At 72.7% G+C, this 20,784-nt stretch carries 19 protein-coding genes; 7 read left to right on the top strand and 12 right to left on the bottom strand.

Features of this window, described 5'->3' with window-relative positions; all coding sequences use genetic code 11:
* Nucleotides 1–67: 67 nt before the first annotated feature.
* Both B7R87_RS07520 and B7R87_RS07515 read left to right on the top strand, forming a co-directional pair.
* Nucleotides 68–691: a hypothetical protein gene (locus B7R87_RS07520; protein ID WP_040916503.1), complete on the top strand. Its 624-nt coding sequence runs from the start codon at nucleotides 68–70 to the stop codon at nucleotides 689–691.
* Between the two features lie 48 nt (nucleotides 692–739).
* Complete coding sequence (locus B7R87_RS07515; RefSeq protein ID WP_040916504.1) at nucleotides 740–2,176, top strand: PepSY-associated TM helix domain-containing protein; 1,437 nt, start codon at nucleotides 740–742, stop codon at nucleotides 2,174–2,176.
* 196 nt (nucleotides 2,177–2,372) lie between these two features.
* Here B7R87_RS07515 and B7R87_RS07510 read toward each other — a convergent pair whose 3' ends face one another.
* The 4 genes from B7R87_RS07510 to B7R87_RS07495 all read right to left on the bottom strand — a co-directional run bounded on the left by B7R87_RS07510 (nucleotide 2,373) and on the right by B7R87_RS07495 (nucleotide 7,383).
* Entirely contained in the window at nucleotides 2,373–3,074 is a 702-nt protein-coding gene (locus tag B7R87_RS07510) for a winged helix-turn-helix domain-containing protein (RefSeq protein ID WP_130584569.1), read from the bottom strand.
* 387 nt (nucleotides 3,075–3,461) lie between these two features.
* Entirely contained in the window at nucleotides 3,462–4,481 is a 1,020-nt protein-coding gene (glnII, locus tag B7R87_RS07505; RefSeq protein WP_006349668.1) for a glutamine synthetase, read from the bottom strand.
* A gap of 134 nt (nucleotides 4,482–4,615) precedes the next feature.
* Entirely contained in the window at nucleotides 4,616–5,764 is a 1,149-nt protein-coding gene (locus B7R87_RS07500; protein ID WP_006349669.1) for an ARPP-2 domain-containing protein, read from the bottom strand.
* Complete coding sequence (locus B7R87_RS07495) at nucleotides 5,761–7,383, bottom strand: hypothetical protein (protein ID WP_391117301.1); 1,623 nt, start codon at nucleotides 7,381–7,383, stop codon at nucleotides 5,761–5,763. Before B7R87_RS07495 ends, B7R87_RS07500 begins: the two co-directional genes overlap by 4 nt.
* A 268-nt stretch (nucleotides 7,384–7,651) precedes the next feature.
* Between B7R87_RS07495 and B7R87_RS07490 the strand changes: the two genes are divergently transcribed.
* Nucleotides 7,652–8,629, top strand: a complete 978-nt coding sequence (locus B7R87_RS07490; protein WP_078902387.1) for a Gfo/Idh/MocA family protein — start codon at nucleotides 7,652–7,654, stop codon at nucleotides 8,627–8,629.
* Between the two features lie 49 nt (nucleotides 8,630–8,678).
* Here B7R87_RS07490 and B7R87_RS07485 read toward each other — a convergent pair whose 3' ends face one another.
* Nucleotides 8,679–9,053: an arsenate reductase family protein gene (locus B7R87_RS07485; protein WP_006349673.1), complete on the bottom strand. Its 375-nt coding sequence runs from the start codon at nucleotides 9,051–9,053 to the stop codon at nucleotides 8,679–8,681.
* Between the two features lie 127 nt (nucleotides 9,054–9,180).
* Between B7R87_RS07485 and B7R87_RS07480 the strand changes: the two genes are divergently transcribed.
* Complete coding sequence (locus tag B7R87_RS07480; protein WP_006349674.1) at nucleotides 9,181–9,450, top strand: hypothetical protein; 270 nt, start codon at nucleotides 9,181–9,183, stop codon at nucleotides 9,448–9,450.
* A gap of 106 nt (nucleotides 9,451–9,556) precedes the next feature.
* On the opposite strand, the gene hemC is transcribed toward B7R87_RS07480, so the two are convergent.
* Complete coding sequence (gene hemC, locus B7R87_RS07475; RefSeq protein ID WP_040916514.1) at nucleotides 9,557–10,492, bottom strand: hydroxymethylbilane synthase; 936 nt, start codon at nucleotides 10,490–10,492, stop codon at nucleotides 9,557–9,559.
* Nucleotides 10,493–10,752: 260 nt separating this feature from the next.
* On the opposite strand from hemC, the gene B7R87_RS07470 reads away from it, so the two are divergent.
* Nucleotides 10,753–11,241 (top strand): alpha/beta hydrolase fold domain-containing protein, encoded by a 489-nt coding sequence (locus tag B7R87_RS07470; RefSeq protein WP_391117255.1) that lies wholly within the window; start codon nucleotides 10,753–10,755, stop codon nucleotides 11,239–11,241.
* Nucleotides 11,242–11,336: 95 nt separating this feature from the next.
* Here the strand turns inward: B7R87_RS07470 and glnA are convergent, their stop codons facing one another.
* Nucleotides 11,337–12,746 carry a type I glutamate--ammonia ligase gene (gene glnA / locus B7R87_RS07465; RefSeq protein WP_006349678.1) on the bottom strand — a complete coding sequence of 470 codons (1,410 nt, stop codon included), beginning with the start codon at nucleotides 12,744–12,746 and terminating at the stop codon, nucleotides 11,337–11,339.
* A 247-nt stretch (nucleotides 12,747–12,993) separates the two neighbouring features.
* Here glnA and B7R87_RS07460 point away from each other — a divergent pair, with 247 nt between their 5' ends.
* Nucleotides 12,994–13,461 carry an RDD family protein gene (locus B7R87_RS07460; RefSeq protein WP_040916515.1) on the top strand — a complete coding sequence of 156 codons (468 nt, stop codon included), beginning with the start codon at nucleotides 12,994–12,996 and terminating at the stop codon, nucleotides 13,459–13,461.
* A gap of 165 nt (nucleotides 13,462–13,626) precedes the next feature.
* Here the strand turns inward: B7R87_RS07460 and B7R87_RS07455 are convergent, their stop codons facing one another.
* The 4 genes from B7R87_RS07455 to lipB all read right to left on the bottom strand — a co-directional run bounded on the left by B7R87_RS07455 (nucleotide 13,627) and on the right by lipB (nucleotide 16,914).
* A complete protein-coding gene (locus B7R87_RS07455; RefSeq protein ID WP_040916509.1) occupies nucleotides 13,627–14,337 on the bottom strand; it encodes a DUF4191 domain-containing protein in 711 nt (236 codons plus the stop codon).
* Nucleotides 14,338–14,347: 10 nt separating this feature from the next.
* A complete protein-coding gene (locus tag B7R87_RS07450) occupies nucleotides 14,348–14,566 on the bottom strand; it encodes an SCO2195 family GlnR-regulated protein (RefSeq protein WP_006349681.1) in 219 nt (72 codons plus the stop codon).
* A gap of 447 nt (nucleotides 14,567–15,013) precedes the next feature.
* Nucleotides 15,014–15,985 (bottom strand): lipoyl synthase, encoded by a 972-nt coding sequence (lipA, locus tag B7R87_RS07445; protein WP_040916510.1) that lies wholly within the window; start codon nucleotides 15,983–15,985, stop codon nucleotides 15,014–15,016.
* Nucleotides 15,986–16,119: 134 nt separating this feature from the next.
* A complete protein-coding gene (gene lipB, locus B7R87_RS07440; protein WP_006349683.1) occupies nucleotides 16,120–16,914 on the bottom strand; it encodes a lipoyl(octanoyl) transferase LipB in 795 nt (264 codons plus the stop codon).
* Between the two features lie 245 nt (nucleotides 16,915–17,159).
* Here lipB and B7R87_RS07435 point away from each other — a divergent pair, with 245 nt between their 5' ends.
* A complete protein-coding gene (locus B7R87_RS07435; protein WP_006349684.1) occupies nucleotides 17,160–18,626 on the top strand; it encodes a hypothetical protein in 1,467 nt (488 codons plus the stop codon).
* Nucleotides 18,627–18,723: 97 nt separating this feature from the next.
* Here B7R87_RS07435 and B7R87_RS07430 read toward each other — a convergent pair whose 3' ends face one another.
* Complete coding sequence (locus B7R87_RS07430) at nucleotides 18,724–20,109, bottom strand: NAD(P)/FAD-dependent oxidoreductase (RefSeq protein ID WP_233168781.1); 1,386 nt, start codon at nucleotides 20,107–20,109, stop codon at nucleotides 18,724–18,726.
* Between the last annotated feature and the right edge of the window lie 675 nt (nucleotides 20,110–20,784).

The following is a 20,784-nucleotide window of genomic DNA, read 5'->3' as shown; positions in this document are numbered from 1 at the left end:
CCGTCACGGGGCAATTTCCGACCGGGCTCTCCCGCTTCCCGACCTGCGATGGCAGCATGTGGGGACCATGACAGGACCCCGGCCGCCGATGCGCGCCCTGCGGGCCGCACTCTTCGCGGCGGTCTGCACCGCTTTGTCGGCGACGGGGCATATGTTGATGTCCGGGCATGTCCTCCCTCTCGCCGTGCTGCTGCCCGCCTTCGCGGTGGCCGCCGCCACCGGCTGGCTTGCCGCAGCCCGCCGCCGCGGCCCGCTCGCGATCGGTACCGGTCTGCTCACGGCCCAGGGTGCCCTCCATTTCCTCTACGCCGGCGCCCAGGGCAACGCCGGCGGCCACCACCGGGGCACCGGCACCGCCGCCGGTACCACCGCCGTCGACTGGCTGCCGACCGGTGGCCCGGGCATGCTCCTGGCCCATGTCCTCGCCGCCGCGGTCTGCGGGCTCTGGCTGGCCCGGGGTGAAGAATCGTTCTTCCGGCTGGCGCGTGCCGTCGCCGCCCTCGCCTTCACCCCGCTGAGGCTGCTGCTCGCGTCCCCGGACGCCCACCACGCCCCGCGCCGCCGGGCCCTTCCCCGAACCACCGGGCCCGCGCGCTCCGGCACCGCCGTCCTGCTCGGCCACACCCTGGTGCGCCGCGGCCCGCCGCCGTTCGCCGGTATCCGCGCCACGGCCCCTGGAGCCGCCGTCTGACCGGGGGCCGTATCCCCCCATGTCGACACACTCACCTCCAGGAACACCATGTCAATCGACACTCCTGCCACGCCTGCCCACGGCAGAACCGAGACCGAACAGGAGGCGGTGACCGGCTCCCTCTGGAGCAGGCTGCGCCCCCTCGTCCTCCGGATCCACTTCTACGCCGGGCTGCTCATCGCCCCCCTGCTGCTGATCGCCGCCGTCAGCGGACTGCTGTACGCGCTCGCCTATCCGGCCGAGAAGATCGTCTACCGGCAGGAGCTGACCGTCCCCGCCGGTGACCGCTACGAGGGCCCCATGCCCCTCGCCGATCAGATCGCGGCCGCCCGCAACGTCCGTCCGGACGGCACCGTCACCGCCGTCTGGCCCGCGACCGGCGACCGCGACACCACCCGCGTCCTGATGGACGCCCCCGGCACCCCCGAGGGCACCTCACTCGCGGTCTTCGTCAATCCCCACACCGGCGAGATACGCGGCGAGCTGCCCTCCTACGGCAGCTCTGGCGCCCTTCCCCTGCGGACCTGGCTGGACGGGCTCCACCGCGATCTGCGCCTGGGCGAGTTCGGCCGCAACTACAGCGAACTGGCCGCCAGCTGGCTCTGGGTCGTCGCCCTCGGCGGACTCGCGCTGTGGCTCGGCCGCAGGCGGGCCTCCCGGCGCGCCCTGATCGTGCCCGAACGCGGCGCGAAGGGCCGCCGGCGAACCCTGTCCTGGCACGGCACCGTCGGACTCTGGGCCGTCGTCGGGCTCGTCGCCCTCTCCGCGACCGGACTGACCTGGTCCCGCTACGCCGGTGAGAACATCGGCGCCGTCCAGGACCAGCTGGGCGGCGCGACCCCCTCCGTCTCGGCGAGCCTCGACGGCTCCTCCGGCGGCGGTGAGCACGCGAACCACGGCGGCGGCGGGACCGGCGGCGCCCACCAGGGCACCGACGTCGGCATCGACCGGGCCCTGGAGTCCGCCCGCGCGGCCGGGATCGACGGACAGCTGTCGATCACCCTGCCCGGCGAAGGCACCGGCTATCTGATCAAGGAGACCGACGCCACTTTTCCCGTCCACCTGGACTCCGTCTCCGTGAACCCGGCCGACGGCAAGGTGATGGACGAACTCCGCTTCTCCGACTACCCGCTGCTCGCGAAGCTGACCAGGTTCGGGATCGACGCCCATATGGGTGTGCTGTTCGGACTGGTCAACCAGCTGGTGCTGGCCGCCCTGGCGCTCGCCCTGATCCTGGTGATCTTCTGGGGCTACCGGATGTGGTGGCTGCGGCGGCCCACCAAGGGGCGCTCCCCGGTCGGCCGCCCGGTGCCGCGCGGCGCCTGGCGAAAGGTTCCGCCGCTCGCCCTGCTGGTGCTGGCCGCCGCGACCGTCGTGATCGGCTGGTTCGTACCACTGCTCGGGATCAGCCTGCTGGTGTTCCTCGCCGTGGACCTCGCGCTCGCCGCCGTGACGAGGATCCGGGCCCGCCGCACCGCGGTCTGAGCAGGCGGTACGGCCCCGGGGCCCGGGTACGGCTCCAGCCCCCGGGGCCGTACCCGGTCCGGATGACGGCTCCGGGCCCCGGCCCCGGGTTCCCTGCCCGGGCCCCGGCCCTGGGTTCCCTGCCCGGGCCCCGGCCCCGGGTTCCCTGCCCGGGACCGGGGGCCGGGTTCCCTGCCCCGGCTCCCGGAGTCCCTTGTCAGGGCGCGTACTTGTACCCCACGCGCCGTACCGTCTGGATGGTGTGACGGTGCTCGGCGCCCAGCTTCCGCCGCAGCCGGGCGATATGGACGTCGACCGTCCGGCCGTCGCCCACGTGCCCGTACCCCCAGACCGTCGACACCAGATGGTCACGGGTGTGCACCCGCTGCGGCCGGGCCACCAGATGGGCCAGCAGCTCGAATTCCAGATACGTCAGGTCGAGGGCCCGGCCGCCGACCCGGGCCACGCGCTCGGCCGGGTCGATCGCCACCGGCCCCTCCCCGTACCCGGACGCCGCGGCGCCGCGGCCCATCGCTGCGGGGGCCGCCGCTGCCCGGGCGACCGGAGCGGCGGATGCGGCCGGCACACCGGCCGGGGCCGGAGCGGACGGCAGCTGGTCCGCGGGGACGAGCACCAGATAGCCCACCATCGGCGGCCGCCCCGGCAGGGCCGGGACCTGGTGCTGGGGTGCGGGCAGCCAGGTGGCACCGGGCGGCAGCAGATCCGTCAGCGTCCGCAGGGCACCGGGCGGTACGACCTCGTCGGGGGCGACGGCCCGCAGCCGGTGACGCTCCGGGCGGGCGGCGGGCGGCCGGCCCCCGGCCCGGCCCGGTACCGCGGAGGCGGCGCCGGCCCGGGCCGCGGCCACCGCCGGGGCGGGCGAGAACGTACGGGTACGGGAGTTGACGATATTCGCCATGAGAGGTCAGCTCTCTTTCGCGCGGAGGGTTCGACGAGTCGGTGGTACGGACGTACGTCGTGCGCGCTGGCCGAAGGCCGGAAGACCGGTTTTAGAGGGCCCGCGCGTTCATCGCGCGGCAACACACCCGGTCGAAGTCGTGGTGCTGCCGGGAAGGCCAGAACGGTTCGAGGTCGCTGGGACCCGTCACGGAGTTCTGGAAGCCGGTCATGTGCTCATTGAACCAGATGAACTCCCCGTGAAGGAGGGCTCCTCTCACCCATCGAGATGCCTGTCTCATCACACCGGCGGGAGGTTTGGGCCGCCGGGAGAGGGCGGAGGAGCGGACGGCAGAAGGGGCGCACGCCGTCCCCGGCGTGCGCCCCTCCATGATCTGCCGACGGTACGTCAGACCTGCCCGGCCTTCTCCAGAGCCGTGCAGCACGTCTCCACGAGCAGCCGGGTGACGACGTACGGGTCGACGTTCGCGTTCGGCCGGCGGTCCTCGATGTACCCCTTGCCGTCCTTCTCGACCTGCCACGGGATACGGACCGAGGCGCCCCGGTCCGAAACGCCGTAGCTGTACTCGTTCCACGGCGCCGTCTCGTGCAGACCGGTGAGCCGGTCGTCGATGCCCGCGCCGTAGTTCTTGACGTGGTCCAGCGGCCTGGAGCCCTCGCCCAGCGACTCGCAGGCGGTGATGATCGCGTCGTACGACTCCCGCATCGCCTTCGTCGAGAAGTTGGTGTGCGCCCCCGCGCCGTTCCAGTCGCCCTTCACCGGCTTCGGGTCCAGGGTCGCGGCCACCTTGAAGTCCTCGGCGGTGCGGTAGAGCAGCCAGCGGGCGATCCACAGCTGGTCCGCCACCTCGACCGGCGGGAGCGGGCCGACCTGGAACTCCCACTGGCCCGGCATCACCTCGGCGTTGATGCCCGAGATACCGAGACCGGCGGTCAGACAGTTCTCCAGATGGGCCTCGACCACATCCCGCCCGTGGATCTCGTCCACGCCGACACCGCAGTAGTAGCCGCCCTGGGGCGCCGGGAAACCGCCGACGGGGAAGCCGAGCGGACGGTCACCGTCGAAGAAGGTGTACTCCTGCTCGATGCCGAAGATCGGCTCCTGCCCGGCGAACTGCTCGGCGATCTCCACCAGCCCGGCCCGGGTGTTGGAGGAGTGCGGCGTCATATCCGTGTTGAGGACCTCGCACAGGACGAGGAGGTGGTCGCCGCCGCGGATCGGGTCCGGGCAGGAGTACACCGGCTTCAGTACGCGGTCCGAGGCGTGGCCCTCGGCCTGGTTGGTGCTGGACCCGTCGAAACCCCAGATGGGAAGCTCCGCGCCGGCCGGAAGGATCCGGGTCTTGGAACGCAGCTTGGCCGTCGGCTCGGTGCCGTCGATCCAGATGTACTCAGCCTTGATGGTCACGGGCCTCATCCTTTGCGGGTGCAGCAGGGTCGCTCAGCAGCTTGTCAACGGGCGATTTCCCACCCGTTGCCCGGTTGTGAACCCCGTGTTACGCCCGTGGACGGCCCGCCCCTCCTTCTTGTGGGCCCCGTGCTTCAGCCGTGCTTCAGCAGCGATCCGAATCCCGCGCTCCGGATCCGCCGCGCCAGCTCCTCGACGGACGTCCCCAGAGCCTCCGCGGTCCGCCCCGGATGCCAGTCCTCCCGGTGCAGGGCGTCCAGCAGATGCCCCCGCCGCACCTGGACCTCCGAGAGCCGGAACGTCTTCAGATAGGCAGTCCGTCCCTTGTGGTCCCGGATCAGCTCCCCGATGTGCTGCTCCCGCCCTGGTACGAACCCCGGCAGGAACCGCTGGAGGGTGAACCCGTCCATGGCGTACACCCGCTCGAAGCGGTAGCCGTCGGTGAGCAGCCCCGCGGCCAGTATCGAGTCGTGGTCGCGGCGCCACTCGGTCTCGGCCCGGCGGGCCGCGGCCCGCAGATCCGCCGTGGTCCGTACGCTCCGCCCGTCGCCGAGCCGGGCCTCGAACGCGGGCAGCGGACGGGCGTAGTACGCGTACTGGTACACCAGCTCCCCGTACAGATCCTCCACCAGCGTGCCGTGCAGGGCGCGGTAGTCGGCGGGGTGCGGGACCACGAAGGCGGCGGCGAGGGCATCGGCCGCGTACAGCAGCACGCCGCACTGCCGCGGGTGGATCTCGAAGACCCGCAGTGCCTCACCGAGCCCGGGTACGGACGCTCCGGCGTACGCCGCTTCCTCCCGGGGCGACAGTCCGCGCTGCAGCGCCGACCGCGACCACTCGTCCCAGGCGGTCGACGGGCCGCGGAAGTGGAGGGAAAGATAGCCCGCCAGCGCCAGTTGGAGCGGCAGGAACCGCAGCCGGTCCGTGGCCCGGGGCACACGGCCGCGACGGCCCTGCTCACGGACCCGGCGGGTCAGATGCCTGCGGGGGGAGACCGGGATGCGGACGGGGTCCGCCGTACCGCTGCCGGGGCCGAGCCGGGTGCCGTACGCGGCGCCGTGAGCCCCGTCGCCCGACCAGTCGGCGACGAAGGCGTGCGGAACGTACGAGACACGCCAGGGGCCGTCGCACGGGTCGTCGGGGTCGTCTTCTGCGGCTGTGCCGAGGTCGCGGTGGAGCCTGAGCCCCGCGACGGGCGCGTCGCGCAGCAGGGGCACCAGCCGGATACCGCCCCACACCTGTGCCGGGCCTGTGGTCAGCCCGGTCATGTCCAGCCCGCTCATACCCGCCCCGCCTTCCCGCCGTCGTACCCGCTCCCGCTCCCGTTCCTGCCCCCGCCCCTGCCCCTGCCTTCGTCCGGCAGGTGCCGCTCGTACCTTCGCAGAAACCGTTCCGTGCGGCGGTCCAGATAGGCCCGCAGCTCCGCCGGGCCCGTACGGCCCTCGGTGAACTGCCCGACCTCCACCAGCGCCGGCAGATCCTCCGCGTCCCGGATCCCCACCGTCGGCACCGACGGCGCGAGCCGCCGGACGTCGTACCCCGCCGCGTCGTAGACGGGGTTCACATGGACGACCGCCGTGGCCCGCCCGGGGTCCAGCGCGGTGCGCCACAGCCGCAGCACCTCGCCCGCCAGCCCGGGCGGTGCGTTGTCCCAGCCGTCCGACACGATCACCAGCCGGTCGGGGGAGTCCTCCAGGGCGTCGAGGATCCGCGTGCCGAGCGGCGTCGGTCCCACGGGGTGCGCCATCAGCGGATCGGTCAGACCCGACGTCCAGTGGGGGCGGTACGTCGCGGCGAGCGCTTCCAGCAGGAAGTGCGCGGCCAGCGCCACCGCGAGGGGACGGCGCCGTTTGACCCCGGAACCGTACGAGGAGTAGCTGTCGTCCAGTACGGCCGAGACCCGGCCCCAGCTGCCCGCGCCGGCCCCCGCGGAGCGCCGGGCGGCCGACCGCAGCGCGGCCGTCAGCACGGTCCGGCGGGCCGCCCGCTCGGCGCGGGGCAGGGAGAGGGCGTACAGCGCGAGCCGGGTGAGCGGCAGCTCCGACAGCTCCCGTTCACCGGTACGGCCTCCGGTCGCCTCGGTTGTGCGCAGCTTCTCCAGCCGGGTCATCCGGGGCGCGATCCGTTCGAGGAAACGCTCCCGTGGAACGCGGTGGCGGGCGGCGAACCCCTCGGCGACGGTGAACGGCAGCTCGTAGACCGCCTGCTGCTCGTAGTGGGCGCGGCGGTAGGCGTCGAGGAGGGGATGGCCGTAGCGGGTCCGGATGCCGGGCCGGAAGAGGAAGTCGCCCAGCTCGCCCGCGCGGCCGGCGGAGAGCGCCCCGCTGTCGAGTACCCGGGCCGGGGGATGGGAGTGACGGACCGCGGACTTCAGCCACCGCCGGTATTTCACCGCGTCGAGACCGAGATCCGGCCGGGCCGCCAGCCAGTCCCGCTGGACGGCGCGCGTGCGGCGGTTGTTCACTCCGGCGGTGCGGAGTGCCCGGAAGAGCCGGTAGACGCGCTGCGGCGGGAGCAGCGCGAGCCGCGCCGCGATCAGCCGGCCCTCGGTGCGCTTCTGCTCGGCCGTGGCCTCGCGCGCGGTGCGGAGCAGTCGTTCGACGATCAGGGCCGCGTTGTGGTCGTTGATGTCGAGGGCGAGTGCCGCGGCGTAGAGGGAGCGGTGGTTGACCTGCACGTACTCATGGAGAAAGGCGAGTGACAGCTGCTGTTCGGCGGCGTCGGAGCGGAACTCGCGCTGACCGGTGGCGGTGATCGCCGCGTTGACGAAGAGGAGCAGGTCCTCGGCGGCGACGAGACCGGCGCGGAGCTCTCCGGTGGAGGTGGTTTCGGTGGGGTCCTGCGGCGGCACGGGCCTTGCGGACGCGGCGGACCGTACCGACCCTGCGGACTGCACCGGCATTGCGGGCTGCACCGACTCTGCGGGTTCCACGGACACCACGGCCTCCGTCCACTCCACTCCACGAACACCACAGCACCCGGAGGGCGCCCGGGCAGGAAGAGACCGGCCGGGGAATGGGGGTGCGATCAGCGCAAACAGTGCTTCAGAGGCAAGTTCCGGAAGTCGCACCGGAGTCCCGCGGCCGGTCGGTTCAAACTAACATCGCATGATTGTCCGGCGCTGTGGATAAAACGGGACCCGGACGGCGGGCGATGGGCAGACTGGGCGCATGACGGAAGAAGAGCAGACGTCGGCATCAGCACCAGCGGCATCCCCGGAAGGGGCATCGGGGCAGGGGACCGGGGCGCAGGGGCGGCTCCGGGTCGGTCTTGTCGGCGCGGGGCCGTGGGCCGAGGAGACCCAGGCGCCCGCCCTCGCGTCCCACGACGGTGTGGTGTTCGCCGGGATATGGGCCCGCCGCCCGGAGGCCGCCCGAGCGCTCGCCGACACCTGGGACACCACTGCGTACGACGGCGAGGAGGGTCTCGGCGAACTGCTCGCGGCCTGCGACGCGGTCGCCTTCGCGGTGCCACCGGATGTGCAGGCGCCCCTGGTGGTCCGGGCGGCCCGGGCCGGATGCCATGTGCTGCTGGACAAGCCGGTGGCGACCGGTGTGCGCGAGGCCCGGGCGGCGGCGGACGCGGTGGCCGCCGCGGGTGTCGCCTCGGTGGTCTTCTGCACCCTCCGATTCGCCCCGGCGACCCGCGCCTGGACAGCCGAACAGTCCGCGACGGGCGGCTGGTTCACCGCGTCGGCCCGCTGGCTGGGCTCGCTGTACGACCCCGCGTCCGACCATCGGTTCGCGGCCTCGCCCTGGCGGCGGGAGAAGGGCGGTCTATGGGATCTGGGTCCGCATGTGCTGTCCGTGCTGATACCGGTCCTGGGCGAGGTGACCGAGGTGACGGCCTTCCGGGGCCCCGAGGACACGGTCCATCTGGCCCTGCGCCATGCCTCGGGCGCCTCCAGTACGGCGACGCTGGGCCTGAGCGCCCCACCGAAAGCGGCCGGTGTGCACCTTGAGCTCCTGGGTGACCAGGGCCCGGCGACCCTGCCCCGATGGGCCGGTTCCGTGTCCGCGTTCCATGCCGCGGTGGACGCCCTTGTGGAGAGCGTGCGCACGGGCCGGCCGGACGACTGCGATATCCGCTTCGGTCTGCGCCTGACGGAGATCCTGGCGGAGGCCGAGGAGCGTCTGGGAAAGCGGTGAGAGCCGACCGGGCGGCCACAGCTCCGGACTCCGGAGGGACCCGTCGGCGTCAGGGGCGCCCGCTGCCGCGCTGCAGGGCGTCCCGGACGGCCTCGTCCGTCCGGCCGATCACCGCGGTCCCGTCGTCGGCGGTGATGATCGGCCGCTGGATCAGCTTGGGGTGGGCGGCGAGCGCCTCCACCCAGCGGTCGCGCGAGGCCTCGTCGCGCGGCCAGTCCTTCAGGCCCAGCTCCTTGGCGGCCGCCTCCTGGGTGCGGGTGATGTCCCACGGCTCCAGCCCGAGCCGTGTGAGCACTTCCCGGATCTCGGCGGCGTCCGGTACGTCCTCCAGATAGCGGCGAACGGTGTACGAAGCCCCTTCCGCATCGAGCAGACCGAGGGCGCCGCGGCATTTGGAACAGGCGGGATTGATCCAGATCTCCATGGCCTCAACGGTAGCGTGCACCCCGTCTGGCCAGGGCCGATTGTCAGTGGCCCCCAGTAGAATGGACATCAGTTCGGGATGGTCCCGCCACCGCAACTGGAGGTTGTCGATGGCCGTATCCAGACTTATGAGGAAGCCCGCCGCGGGGCATACCGCGGCGTCCGCCCCCCTGACGAAGACGCCCCTCCCGGCCGGTCGGCCGCGCGAGTGGTATGTGACGCACAACCGCCGGCTCAAGGCGATGCGCCTGGCGATAGCCCTGTTGGACTCGGGCGTCTACCACCCGGCGACCGCGGACAATGTCCGGATCCGGACGACAGCGGACCATATCGGTGTCCACCCGCCGTCGGACTCCACCTGCCGGATGGTCAGGGCGCTGATCCGTTACGGCCGTTGAGCGGACCGCGTCCGGTCGGGTCCGGACGCGGTGAACCGGTGTCCCCGCAGCGCGGCGGGGACACCGGCTCGACACCCCCCGGGGCCGCCACCGGGCCGTTCCGGTCTCAGTGCGGAATGCCGTCGATCAGCTCCCGGGCGCCCTGCCGCAGCAGTGCCACCGCGACGGAGGTGCCCAGCGTCGCCGGGTCGAGGGGACCGGCCCACTCATGGGCGTTGAGCACCCGCTTGCCGTCGGGAGTGAAGACCTTGGCGCGCAGGGACAGCTCTCCGCCGCGTTCGGCCCGGGCATAGCCGGCGATGGGGGAGTTGCAGTGCCCCTGGAGCACATGGAGGAGCATCCGCTCGGCCGTCGCCTCCCGATGGGTGGCCGGTGAGCCCAGCGCGCTGACCAGGTCGATGGTCGCGGTGTCCGCCTCACGGCACTGAAGGGCCAGAATGCCCGCGCCGATCGGCGGACACATGGTCTCGACGGAGAGGATTTCGCTGATCACGTCGGTGCGCCCGATGCGTTCCAGCCCGGCCGCCGCCAGCAGTAGGGCATCCGCCTCCCCGGCGGCCAGCTTCTCCAGCCGCCGGTTGGCGTTGCCCCGCATCGGGACGCACTCCAACTCCGGGTGGGAGGCAGCCAGCTGGGCGATCCTGCGCACGGACGAGGTGCCGATCCTGGTGCCCGGGGGCAGTTGGTCCAGGGTGAGCCCGCCGGGGTGGATCAACGCGTCCCGGATGTCGTCACGGGCGAGGAAGGCGGCGAAGGTGGTCCCCGCGGGAAGGGGCCGGTCGGCGGGAATGTCCTTGACGCAGTGCACCGCGAGATCGGCCTCCCCGGCGAGCAGCGCCGCGTCGACCTCCTTGGTGAAGGCACCCTTCCCGCCGAGCTTGGCGAGATCACCCATCCAGCGGTCGCCGGAGGTCGTCACGGGGACGACCTCCGTCCGGATCCCCGGGTACAGGGCGGCCAGTTCGCCCCGTACCCGCTCGACTTGGGCGAGGGCCATGGGAGACGAACGGGTGACGATACGGATGAGTTCGGGAACGGACATGCGGAACACCATAGGGGTTCCGGCTCCATGGTCATTCCACCGCGCCCGGTCCGGCGCGGGAATTCGGCCGCGCCCACGGAGATGTCAGTGCCCGTGATGCGCGCCGCCGTTCATCCACGGGACCTTTCCCGTGCTGTGCCGGGCGGCAGGAAAGGCAGCTGCTCCAGCAGGCGCTCCTGCCGGGCCCGGCCCGCCGGAGCCACCGGACCGCTGCCCGTCCTGTCCTACCTGCACGGCGGCGGAATGATCATGGGCAATGCGTGGCCGGTCCTCCCGCGCCTGCTCCGCGCAGGGGCCGAACCGCTCCAACTGGCCGTGGTCTCCGCCGAGTACCGCCCGGCCCCGGGCGCAGCTACCGCCTGGCGGCGGCCCTCGCCCTGCTCGCCCGCGATCGCAAGGGCCCCATAGCGATCGGCCAACTGCTGCTGAGCCCGATGCCCGACGACCGCAACGACCCGTTCTCCGCCCGGCAGCAGATGGCGGGCCACGACACCTGGGACCGTACCTCCGACGCCACCGCCCGGCAGGCGCTGCCGGGTGACCGCCACGGCACCGCCGACCTCCCGCCCTATGCCGCCCCGGCCCGCGCCACCGACCTCTCGGGACTGCCCCCGGCCTACATCGACGTCGGCTCGGCCCAAACCTTCAGGGACGAGAACGTGGCCTACGCCGATGCGATCCGGCGCTCCGGCGGCCGGGCGGAACTCCACGTCTGGCCGGATGTCCGGGCGGGCGTACCGCACTCGTGACCGTACGGCCGAGGGCCGCCGTCCCAGGAAGGAGACGGCGGCCCTCGGGGGCACTACGGGCGAGCCGGGCGGACCTGCGGCCCGTGCGGTGCGGCCTAGAGGTCGAAGTAGAGCTCGAACTCGTGCGGGTGCGGGCGGAGCTGGATCGGGGCGATCTCGTTGGTGCGCTTGTAGTCGATCCACGTTTCGATCAGGTCGGACGTGAAGACACCGCCGGCCTGGAGGTACTCGTTGTCCTGCTCCAGCGCCTCCAGGACGGCCGGGAGGGAGGTCGGGACCTGGGGGACGCCCGCGTGCTCCTCGGGGGCCAGCTCGTAGAGGTCCTTGTCGATCGGCTCGGCCGGCTCGATCTTGTTCTTGACGCCGTCGAGGCCCGCGAGGAGGAGGGCCGAGAAGGCCAGGTACGGGTTGGAGGACGGGTCCGGGGCGCGGAACTCGACGCGCTTGGCCTTCGGGTTGGAGCCCGTGATCGGGATGCGCATCGCGGCGGAGCGGTTGCGCTGCGAGTAGACCAGGTTGACCGGGGCCTCGAAGCCGGGCACCAGGCGGTGGTAGGAGTTCACCGTCGGGTTGGTGAACGCCAGCAGCGACGGGGCGTGCTTGAGGATGCCGCCGATGTAGTAGCGGGCGGTGTCGGAGAGACCGGCGTAGCCCTGCTCGTCGTAGAAGAGCGGGGAGCCGTTCTGCCACAGCGACTGGTGGACGTGCATGCCCGAGCCGTTGTCACCGAAGATCGGCTTCGGCATGAAGGTCGCGGTCTTGCCGTTGCGCCAGGCGACGTTCTTCACGATGTACTTGAAGAGCATCAGGTCGTCGGCGGCGGCCAGCAGGGTGTTGAACTTGTAGTTGATCTCGGCCTGGCCGGCCGTGCCCACCTCGTGGTGCTGGCGCTCGACCTGGAGGCCCTGACGGTCCAGCTCCAGGGAGATCTCCGCGCGCAGGTCGGCGAAGTGGTCGACCGGCGGGGCGGGGAAGTAGCCGCCCTTGTAGCGGACCTTGTAGCCGCGGTTGTTCTCGACCGCACCGGTGTTCCAGGCGCCCGCCTCGGAGTCGATGTGGTAGAAGCCCTCGTTCGCGGAGGTGCTGAAACGGACCGAGTCGAAGACGTAGAACTCCGCCTCCGGACCGAAGTACGCGGTGTCCGCGATGCCGGTGGAGGCGAGGTACGCCTCCGCCTTCTTGGCGATGTTCCGCGGGTCACGGCTGTACTGCTCGCCCGTGATCGGGTCGTGGATGAAGAAGTTGATGTTGACCGTCTTGTCCCGGCGGAACGGGTCGACCCGGGCCGTGGACAGATCGGCGCGCAGCGCCATGTCGGACTCGTGGATCGCCTGGAAGCCGCGGATGGACGAGCCGTCGAAGGCCAGCTCCTCCGACGGGTCGAAGACGCTCGCCGGGATCGTGAAGTGCTGCATCACACCTGGCAGGTCGCAGAACCGGACGTCGATGAACTTGACGTCCTCGTCGGCGATGAACTTCTTCGCGTCGTCGGCGTTCTGGAACATCCAACTCCTCCTACTCCCGTCCCGGGCGGGGGCGGGTTGGTAGCTCGTCCGTACGGCCAGTGCGGTGGCCACACGCAGGCCCGACGATAGGCAGAGGGGATTTCTCAAGGATGACCCGATTGTTTCGGCCGCGTTAACCGGGCGGGTGTCCCGGGTCGGGTACGTCACTCCGGGGCCGTGCCGCGGCGACCGCGCCCGGGCCGACCCGGCTGCCGGAGGACCGACCCGGGCCCAGTACCGTGGACGGGTGGACAACAGGCAAGCAATCGGATCGTGGCTCTCCGGACCCCGTGCGGCGGCCGAGGACATGGGCGTCGACTTCGGGCACCGGGGCAAGCGGCTCGGGCTGCCGGAGGAGGGGCCCGGCGCCATCGCGCCCACCGGGCGGCGGCTCGGTGCCATCTTCGTCGACTGGGGGCTCTGCTTCCTGGTCGCGAGCGCGTTCTTCGCCGACGGCAACCGCCAGACCGGCGGCAACTGGGCGCTCGGCATCTTCTTCGTTCTGAGCGTGCTGACGCTCGGGACCGTCGGCTTCACCCCGGGCAAGCGGATCTTCCGCCTCCGGGTGGTGGCGGTCGAGGGCGGCCCGCTCCCCTTCGGCCGGGTGCTCCTGCGCAGCCTACTGCTCTGCCTCGGGCTTCCGGCCCTGATCTGGGACCGTGACGGGCGCGGACTGCACGACCGGTTCTCCAAGGCCGTCCAGGTCCGGCTCTGAGCCTCTGAGGCTCTGAGCTTTTGCCGACGGCGCCCGCCCGAGGGCCGGTGCGCGGTGGCGAGGACCAGCCGCCGCCCACCGGGCGGTGCGCAAGGGGCGCGGTACGCGGAAGGGGCGGCCCGGAGAACTCTCCGGGCCGCCCCTTCCGTATCAGGCAGGATTCGGTCAGCGCGTCTTCGGGCCGCCGCGCGGCATCCGCATGCCCTTGGGCATCGGGCCCTTCGGCAGGGGCATATTGCTCAGCAGGTCCCCGAGGGCGCGCAGCCGGTCGTTGGTCGCGGTCACCTGGGGGCCGGAGAGCACGCGGGGCAGCTTCAGCATGGTCGTACGGACCTTCTTCAGCGGCACCTGGCCCTCGTCCGTACCCACGATGATGTCGTGCACCGGTACGTCCATCACGACCCGGGACATCTTCTTCTTCTCGGCCGCCAGCAGGGTCCTCAGCCGGTTCGGGTTGCCCTCGGCGACCAGGACGATGCCCGCCCGGCCGACCGCGCGGTGCACCACGTCCTGGTTGCGGTTCATCGCCACCGCGGGAGTGGTCGTCCAGCCGCGGCCCACGTTCTGCAGGACGGCGGCCGCCGCACCCGGCTGGCCCTCCATCTGGCCGAAGGCCGCCCGCTCGGCCCGGCGCCCGAAAACGATCGCCATCGAGAGGAAGGCGAGCAGGAAGCCGAGAATACCGAGATAGATCGGGTAGCCGACCCAGAAGCCGATTCCGAGGAAGACACCGAAGGTGACGATTCCTACGGCCGCGATGACCAGACCGACCACAGGATCGGCTTTGCGGGTCATCTTGTAGGTGAGGGCGATCTGCTTCAGTCGCCCCGGGTTCGCAGCAGCGTCAGTGCTGTCCGTTTTTGCCTTCCTCGCCATACTGCGAAGTTTACGTGGCCCGCGGCGCGCGCTCCGCCACGGCCTCCAGTACATGCTCCGTCTCGACCCGGTCCCTGGCCCGGCGGCGGTCCTCCAGGACGGCCGTCCAGGCGTTGCGGCGGGCGGTGCGCTGGCCGCTGCCGAGCAGCAGGGACTCCATGGCGCGCAGCGCGCCGGTCACGGACGGGAGGGCGGTGGCGCGTACCGGACGTGCCTGCGCGGCCTGCATGGCGGGGCCCCCTTCGGGGAGTGGTGACCGCGGCCGGGGCCGCCGGAGGGCGGGGGAAGACCGGTCGCGGTCGGTGGACGGACGGGGGTGGTGCGGTGGTACGGGGCGGTGCGACGGGCGCGTGCGACGGTGCGGGGACCCGGTGGGTGGTGCGCGGACGGCGCGGTGTTCCGGAGTGCCGGTAGCCCGGTGCCGTATCGCAGCCGGGGGGACGGACATGGTCGTACCCGACCGTTTCCGATCGCCTTCGGCCGGACGGTCCCCGGGGCCTGACACCAGGGTCACTGCTCGGTGTTACCAGGGCGTGACCGACCGGTCAAACGCCGATGAATCCCTGACGCCCGGCCCCCGAATCCTGACGCGGCCCGTACGCCGTCCCCACCTGCGGGAAGCATACGGGCCGCGCCCACCCTCGTATTACCGAGGGGTAATAGCTTGTGCTTGAATTCACACGACGGGCAGCGTGGTCCGCTCGCCCGCCAGCCGCTTCTCCATCGCCTGCTGGTAGAGCCGCCCCGCCCGGTACGACGAGCGCACCAGCGGTCCCGACATCACTCCGGAGTAGCCGATCTGCTCGGCCTCCTCCTTCAGCTCCACGAACTCGTCGGGCTTCACCCACCGCTCCACGGGGTGGTGGCGGACCGACGGCCGCAGATACTGCGTGATCGTGATCAGCTCGCAGCCCGCGTCGTGCATCTGCCGCAGCGCGTCGGAGACCTCGGCCCGCTCCTCGCCCAGCCCCAGGATCAGATTCGACTTGGTGACCAGACCGGCCTCGCGGGCCCGGGTGATCACCTCCAGCGACCGGTCGTAGCGGAAGCCGGGGCGGATCCGCTTGAAGACCCGCGGCACGGTCTCGACATTGTGCGCGAAGACCTCCGGCCGCGAGGCGAAGACCTCCTCCAGCAGCTCCGGCACCGCGTTGAAGTCCGGGGCCAGCAGCTCGACCTTGGTCCGGCCGTCCGCGCGCGCGGCGGTCTGCCGGTGGATCTCCCGTACCGTCTCCGCGTACAGCCAGGCGCCGCCGTCCGGGAGGTCGTCCCGGGCGACACCGGTGATCGTCGCGTAGTTCAGGTCCATCGTGACGACGGATTCGCCGACCCGGCGCGGCTCGTCGCGGTCCAGCGCCTCCGGCTTCCCGGTGTCGATCTGGCAGAAGTCACAGCGCCGGGTGCACTGGTCACCGCCGATGAGGAAGGTGGCCTCGCGGTCCTCCCAGCACTCGAAGATATTGGGACAGCCCGCCTCCTGGCACACCGTGTGCAGATCCTCGCGCTTCACGAGGCTCTGCATCTTCGTGTACTCGGGGCCCATCTTCGCCCGGGTCTTGATCCACTCGGGCTTGCGCTCGATGGGGGTCTGGCTGTTCCGGACCTCCAGGCGCAGCATCTTGCGTCCGTCGGGTGCGACAGCGGACACGTGGCGCCCCTTTCTGCTATCGCGGCATTCGATTCTGCGGCGCACACCAGGGTACGCCCGTGCTTTGTACGGCCCTGCCTCGTGACAACCCGGTCACGCTGAGGCGCATTCCCCCGAACGGCCCCCGGGGCGGTTCAGGCGGTCGTCCCGACCGCCCGCGGAAGCGGATCGGCACCCTCCAGCACCTTCCGCAGCTGCCGCTCCACCACCGGCAGCACCTCCGCGATCGTGATGTCACGGCCCAGCTCGCCCGCGAGCGACGCAACGCCCGCGTCCCGGATACCGCACGGCACGATCCGGTCGAACCAGGTGTTGTCCGGGTTCACATTGAGCGCGAAGCCGTGCATCGAGACGCCCTTCGCGATCCGGATCCCGATCGCGGCCAGCTTGCGGTCCTCGCGCCGCTGGCCCGCGTTGGAGGGGGCGTACTCGGGGCCGTTGAGCCGCGGGTCGAACTCGTCGTCGTGCAGCCGGGGGTCGAAGTCCAGGGAGAGCCCGCCCGGGGACGGCCGCTGCTCCACCAGATCGCCCAGCACCCAGACGCCGCTGCGCCCCTCCACCCGGCTCGTCGCCAGGCCGAACTCGGCGCAGGCGTTGATCAGCGCCTCCTCCAGCCTGCGGACATGGGCCACCACGTCCACCGGCCGCGGCAGCTTCAGGATCGGATAGCCCACCAGCTGCCCCGGGCCGTGCCAGGTGATCTTGCCGCCGCGGTCCACGTCGACGACGGGGGTGCCGTCGAGGGGCCGTTCGCTGTCCTCGGTCCGCCGCCCCGCCGTGTACACCGGCTGGTGCTCCAGCAGCAGACACGTGTCCGGGATCTCGTCCGCGAACCGCGCGGCGTGGACCTCGCGCTGCTTCTGCCACGCCTCCTGGTACTCGACGGCGTCCCCGCCGAAGCCCAGTCGGACGAACCGCAGCTCACCCACCGCACTGCCTCCTTCGAACCTTGCGTCGTGCCCGTCGTGCTCGTCGTGCCCGCCGCGGCCCCTGCCACTGTACGGCGGGGGGTACCGGCCACGGGCGGGAGGTTTCTCCCGTCAGCGCACCCCCCATCCTCACACGTTCGGATGAAGCTCCTTCGAAGCCTGTGGGCCGGGCCGGAGGGGCCGCTAAATTCGCGCCGTTCCATGAGGGCTGCGACCGGCCCGGAAGGCAGGAGACCACACGGCTGATGACGGAACGACCCCCGCAGCGCATCCCCAACCGCCAGCTTGCCGCACTCATCGCCGAAGCAGGATTCTCCAATGCCGGGCTCGCCCGCAGAGTGGACCAGCTCGGTCTTGAGCACGGTCTCGACCTCCGCTACGACAAGACGTCCGTGACCCGCTGGCTCCGGGGCCAGCAGCCGCGCGGCACCACCCCCGCACTCATCGCCGAGGTCTTCACCCGCCGGCTCGGCAGACGGCTGTCGGCACAGGACCTGGGGCTCGACGCCTGCGCCCCCGTCTACGCGGGGCTGGAGTTCGCCGCCACCCCCGAGGAGGCCGTCGAGATCGTCGGCGGGCTCTGGCGCAAGGACTCCGGCAGCCACGCCGAACTGCGCAAGATCGCATTCACCCCCGCCGGGCTCGTCGTCCCCAGCCGTGACTGGCTGATCGGACGGGCCGACGAACGCGTCGGGCGGGGCGACCCCACCCCGGGCACCGGACCCGGCGGACCGCGGGTACCCGTCCAGGGCGGCAGCGGCGTCCCCCGGCAGCGCACCGCCGACCGGATCACCGAACGGGCCCCCGGCCAGCGGGTCTCCAGCGGTGACATCGCCGCACTGCGCTCGGTCGGCGAACTGTTCCGCACCATCGACAACGCCTACGGCGGCGGCCATGCCCGCCAGGCCCTCGTCCGCTATCTGGAGCACGAGGCCGAACCGATGCTCCGCGGTACGTACGGGGAGGTCACCGGGCGTCGGCTGTTCGGCGCCGTCGCTGATCTCACCCGGCTCGCCGGGTGGACCTCGTACGATATCGCCGCCCACGGTCTGGCCCAGCGCTACTTCGTCCAGGCGCTGCGGCTGGCGCAGGCCGCCGGGGATCGGGCCTACGGCTCGTACGTCCTGGTCACCATGAGCCGTCAGGCCGTCTATCTGGGCCACGGGCGCGAGGCCGTCCAGCTCACCCGGGTCGCCCAGCAGGGGCTCGGCCCGTCCGCCCCGCCCGTGGTGCAGTCGCTGCTGCACGCGGTGGAGGCCCGGGGCCACGGCGTCCTCGGGGAGGCCCGCGCCTGCACCGCGTCCCTGGTCCGGGCCGAACGGGCGCTGGAGTCGGCCCGCTCGGGCGACGAGGTGCCGCACTGGGCGCGCTTCTTCGACGAGGCACAGCTCGCGGACGAGTTCGGGCACTGCTACCGGGATCTCCAGCAGTACCGCCCCGCCGTCCAGCACGCGGAGCGCTCCCTCCAGCTCCGCCCGCACGGACCGGCCCGCAGCCGGCTCTTCTGCCGTGTCGTCCTCGCCACCGCCCGCCTCGGCCTCGGTGAACTCGACCAGGCGTGCGCCCTGGGCGCGGAGGCCGCGCTCCAGGCCTCCGAGATGCGCTCGGTCCGGGCGCTGGAGTACGTCCGCGACTTCGAACGCCGACTGGAGCCGTACCGCGAGGCGGCGGCGGTACGCACCTACCGGGAGCGGGTCGCGGCCCTCGGCTAGCCGCCGCCGGTGCGGGAGGCCACGGGCCCGGTGGGCGGGCCGTGGTCGCCATCACCCGGCCGTGCCCCGGGCCCCGGGGCACGGCCGCAGCGAGGGCTCACGCCGCCAGCGGCAGCTCCGGGACGCCGGGGACGCCGAAGTCGCGCAGCACCGCCTGGGCGGCGCGGCGGCCCGAGCGGAGGGCGCCCTGGACCGTACTCGTATCGCGGTGGTCGCCGCAGACGTACAGGCCGGACAGCACCCGGACCCGGCGGCGCGGATCGTGCGGGGCGGGCATCGCGGGGACCGCGTCGGGCGTCCGGTGGACCGCGAGCAGCTCCCAGTCGCCCGTCGGCACCCCGTACATCCTCGCCAGCTGAGCGCGGACCACGGCGTCCGGACCGGCCGGGGGAGTGCCCAGCACCGCCGAGGTGATCAGCGCGCGGCCCTCCGGCGCACGCGTCGGGTCGACCGCGCTCATCACCGCGGTGTGCGCCACCGGGCCAGTCCGGTCCGCGTCCAGCACCAGCGCCGCACCCGTCGGCGGCGCCTCGGGCGCGCTGTGGTGCAGCAGGGTCACCGGATGGAAGTCCGGCACCCGCAGGCCCGGCAGGAGTTCGGCCGCCTCCCGGGCACCCGTGGCGAGGACCAGGGCCCGGCAGGTCAGTTCGCCGTACTCCTCCGTGCTGACCCGGTTGATCGACGCCTCCTTGACCCGGACGCCGGTCAGGACCGTGCCCGGCGGCAGGGCCGCGGCCAGCAGATCGGGCACCGCCCCCGAACCGCCTTCGGGCACGCAGAGACGGCCCCGGGCGAAGCTGCGCAGTACGAGATCGGCGCACCGGCTCGACGTCGTCAGCTCCGGATCGCACAGCAGCGCCGACAGCAGCGGGTGCAGAAAGCCGCCGACGGTACGGGCGGGGAGCCCGCGGGCGGCTATCGCCTCGGCCGCCGACCGCTCGGGGCGGGCCGCGAGCCGTGCCGCCGACATTCCCGCGAGCCTGGCCAGGGAGGCGCCGAGCCGGGCCTCGTCCAGCGGTCTGGGGGCGCTCGCGAGGGCGCGCGCCATGGTCAGTGCTCCCCCCACGCCCCTCCGGGCCGCCCAGGCGCCGTACGCGCCGGAGGGGTCGGCTCCGTCGGGGTGTGCCCGGGGGTACGGCACGGGCGCCGGGCTCCGGCGGCGTACCACCTCGCCCGTACGGTGCAGTCTGCCGTCGCCGTGGACCAGCACTCCCGGCGCGAACGGACGCAGGGTCAGGGCCGACAGGTCGGGCAGGCGGTGCAGCTCCCGGTGGGAGGTGCTGAGGAACCGGCCGACGCGGTCGAGACGGAACCCGTCGGTCTCCTCGGTGGTCATCCGGCCGCCGGGCCGGTCCGAGGCCTCCAGGACGGAGACGCCGATGCCTGCGGCGGTGAGTGCGAGGGCTGCGGAGAGCCCGGCGGCGCCGGCTCCCACGACAATGACGTCCGCATGGTCCGCATGGTGTGAGGTGCTGCTGAGCACGTGCCCCTCCCCGAGGTCGGCAACGGCTGGCGGGAGGTCGGGCTCCCCCAGGGTGATGCCCTCGACGGGCCCGACGAATACCGGAGTTCGGCACGAGGTTAGGAGCGGTGGCCGATCCTCGCCGCGCGCGTGCGACGGGGCACGGGGGCGTGCGGGGCGCATGACCGCGGCCCATGGCCCCGGCGGTGTCCGCCCAGCTCGGGGCGGGGGAGGGGCCGGTGGGCCCCGGCGCCCGGGGGCATGCCGCGGCGGGGTGCCGACGGCATGTGCCGCAAGCGGCCTTCCGGGCCGGGGCACGGATCGGGGGCGTGCCTCCTGCGGCGGCGGTGCCGGGAGGTGCCCAGGGGGCGGGTGTGCCGGTGCCGGGCCGGGGCCTGCTGCCACGGGGGTACGGTGCCGGGCCGGGCCGCTGCCGGAAGGATCCGCACCGGCGCGCAGCGGACCGGGCGGGCCGCCGGGCCGGGCCACGGTCGGCCACCGGACCCGGGTGGTTGGCCGGAACGCCCCGAAGCCCGCCGGAGCGCCGGGCCGCCGGGCGGGCGGGTACCGGGCCGTATGCGGGGCCGGGGCCCGGACGCGGAGATCGTACGGCGGGGCCCGGGAGCGGCCGCCCGGGGCCGGTGTTCGGGTGGATGGTGCGGGGGTACGGCTGCTTCCGCGGGGGAGGGAGCCCAC

Origin of the sequence: Streptomyces tsukubensis (assembly GCF_003932715.1) — a bacterium.
Lineage (GTDB): Bacteria > Actinomycetota > Actinomycetes > Streptomycetales > Streptomycetaceae > Streptomyces > Streptomyces tsukubensis.
Note: the sequence above shows the minus strand (reverse complement) of the source record. Positions and strands in the feature narration are given on the sequence as shown.

Bases quoted from the DNA above. Each gene is read 5' to 3' on its own strand.
- B7R87_RS07520 (WP_040916503.1), top strand. From the start codon at position 68: ATGACAGGACCCCGGCCGCCGATGCGCGCCCTGCGGGCCGCACTCTTC.
- B7R87_RS07515 (WP_040916504.1), top strand. From the start codon at position 740: ATGTCAATCGACACTCCTGCCACGCCTGCCCACGGCAGAACCGAGACC.
- B7R87_RS07510 (WP_130584569.1), bottom strand. From the start codon at position 3,074: ATGGCGAATATCGTCAACTCCCGTACCCGTACGTTCTCGCCCGCCCCG.
- B7R87_RS07500 (WP_006349669.1), bottom strand. From the start codon at position 5,764: ATGAGCGGGCTGGACATGACCGGGCTGACCACAGGCCCGGCACAGGTG.
- B7R87_RS07495 (WP_391117301.1), bottom strand. From the start codon at position 7,383: ATGCCGGTGCAGTCCGCAGGGTCGGTACGGTCCGCCGCGTCCGCAAGG.
- B7R87_RS07490 (WP_078902387.1), top strand. From the start codon at position 7,652: ATGACGGAAGAAGAGCAGACGTCGGCATCAGCACCAGCGGCATCCCCG.
- B7R87_RS07485 (WP_006349673.1), bottom strand. From the start codon at position 9,053: ATGGAGATCTGGATCAATCCCGCCTGTTCCAAATGCCGCGGCGCCCTC.
- B7R87_RS07480 (WP_006349674.1), top strand. From the start codon at position 9,181: ATGAGGAAGCCCGCCGCGGGGCATACCGCGGCGTCCGCCCCCCTGACG.
- hemC (WP_040916514.1), bottom strand. From the start codon at position 10,492: ATGTCCGTTCCCGAACTCATCCGTATCGTCACCCGTTCGTCTCCCATG.
- glnA (WP_006349678.1), bottom strand. From the start codon at position 12,746: ATGTTCCAGAACGCCGACGACGCGAAGAAGTTCATCGCCGACGAGGAC.
- B7R87_RS07455 (WP_040916509.1), bottom strand. From the start codon at position 14,337: ATGGCGAGGAAGGCAAAAACGGACAGCACTGACGCTGCTGCGAACCCG.
- B7R87_RS07450 (WP_006349681.1), bottom strand. From the start codon at position 14,566: ATGCAGGCCGCGCAGGCACGTCCGGTACGCGCCACCGCCCTCCCGTCC.
- B7R87_RS07435 (WP_006349684.1), top strand. From the start codon at position 17,160: ATGACGGAACGACCCCCGCAGCGCATCCCCAACCGCCAGCTTGCCGCA.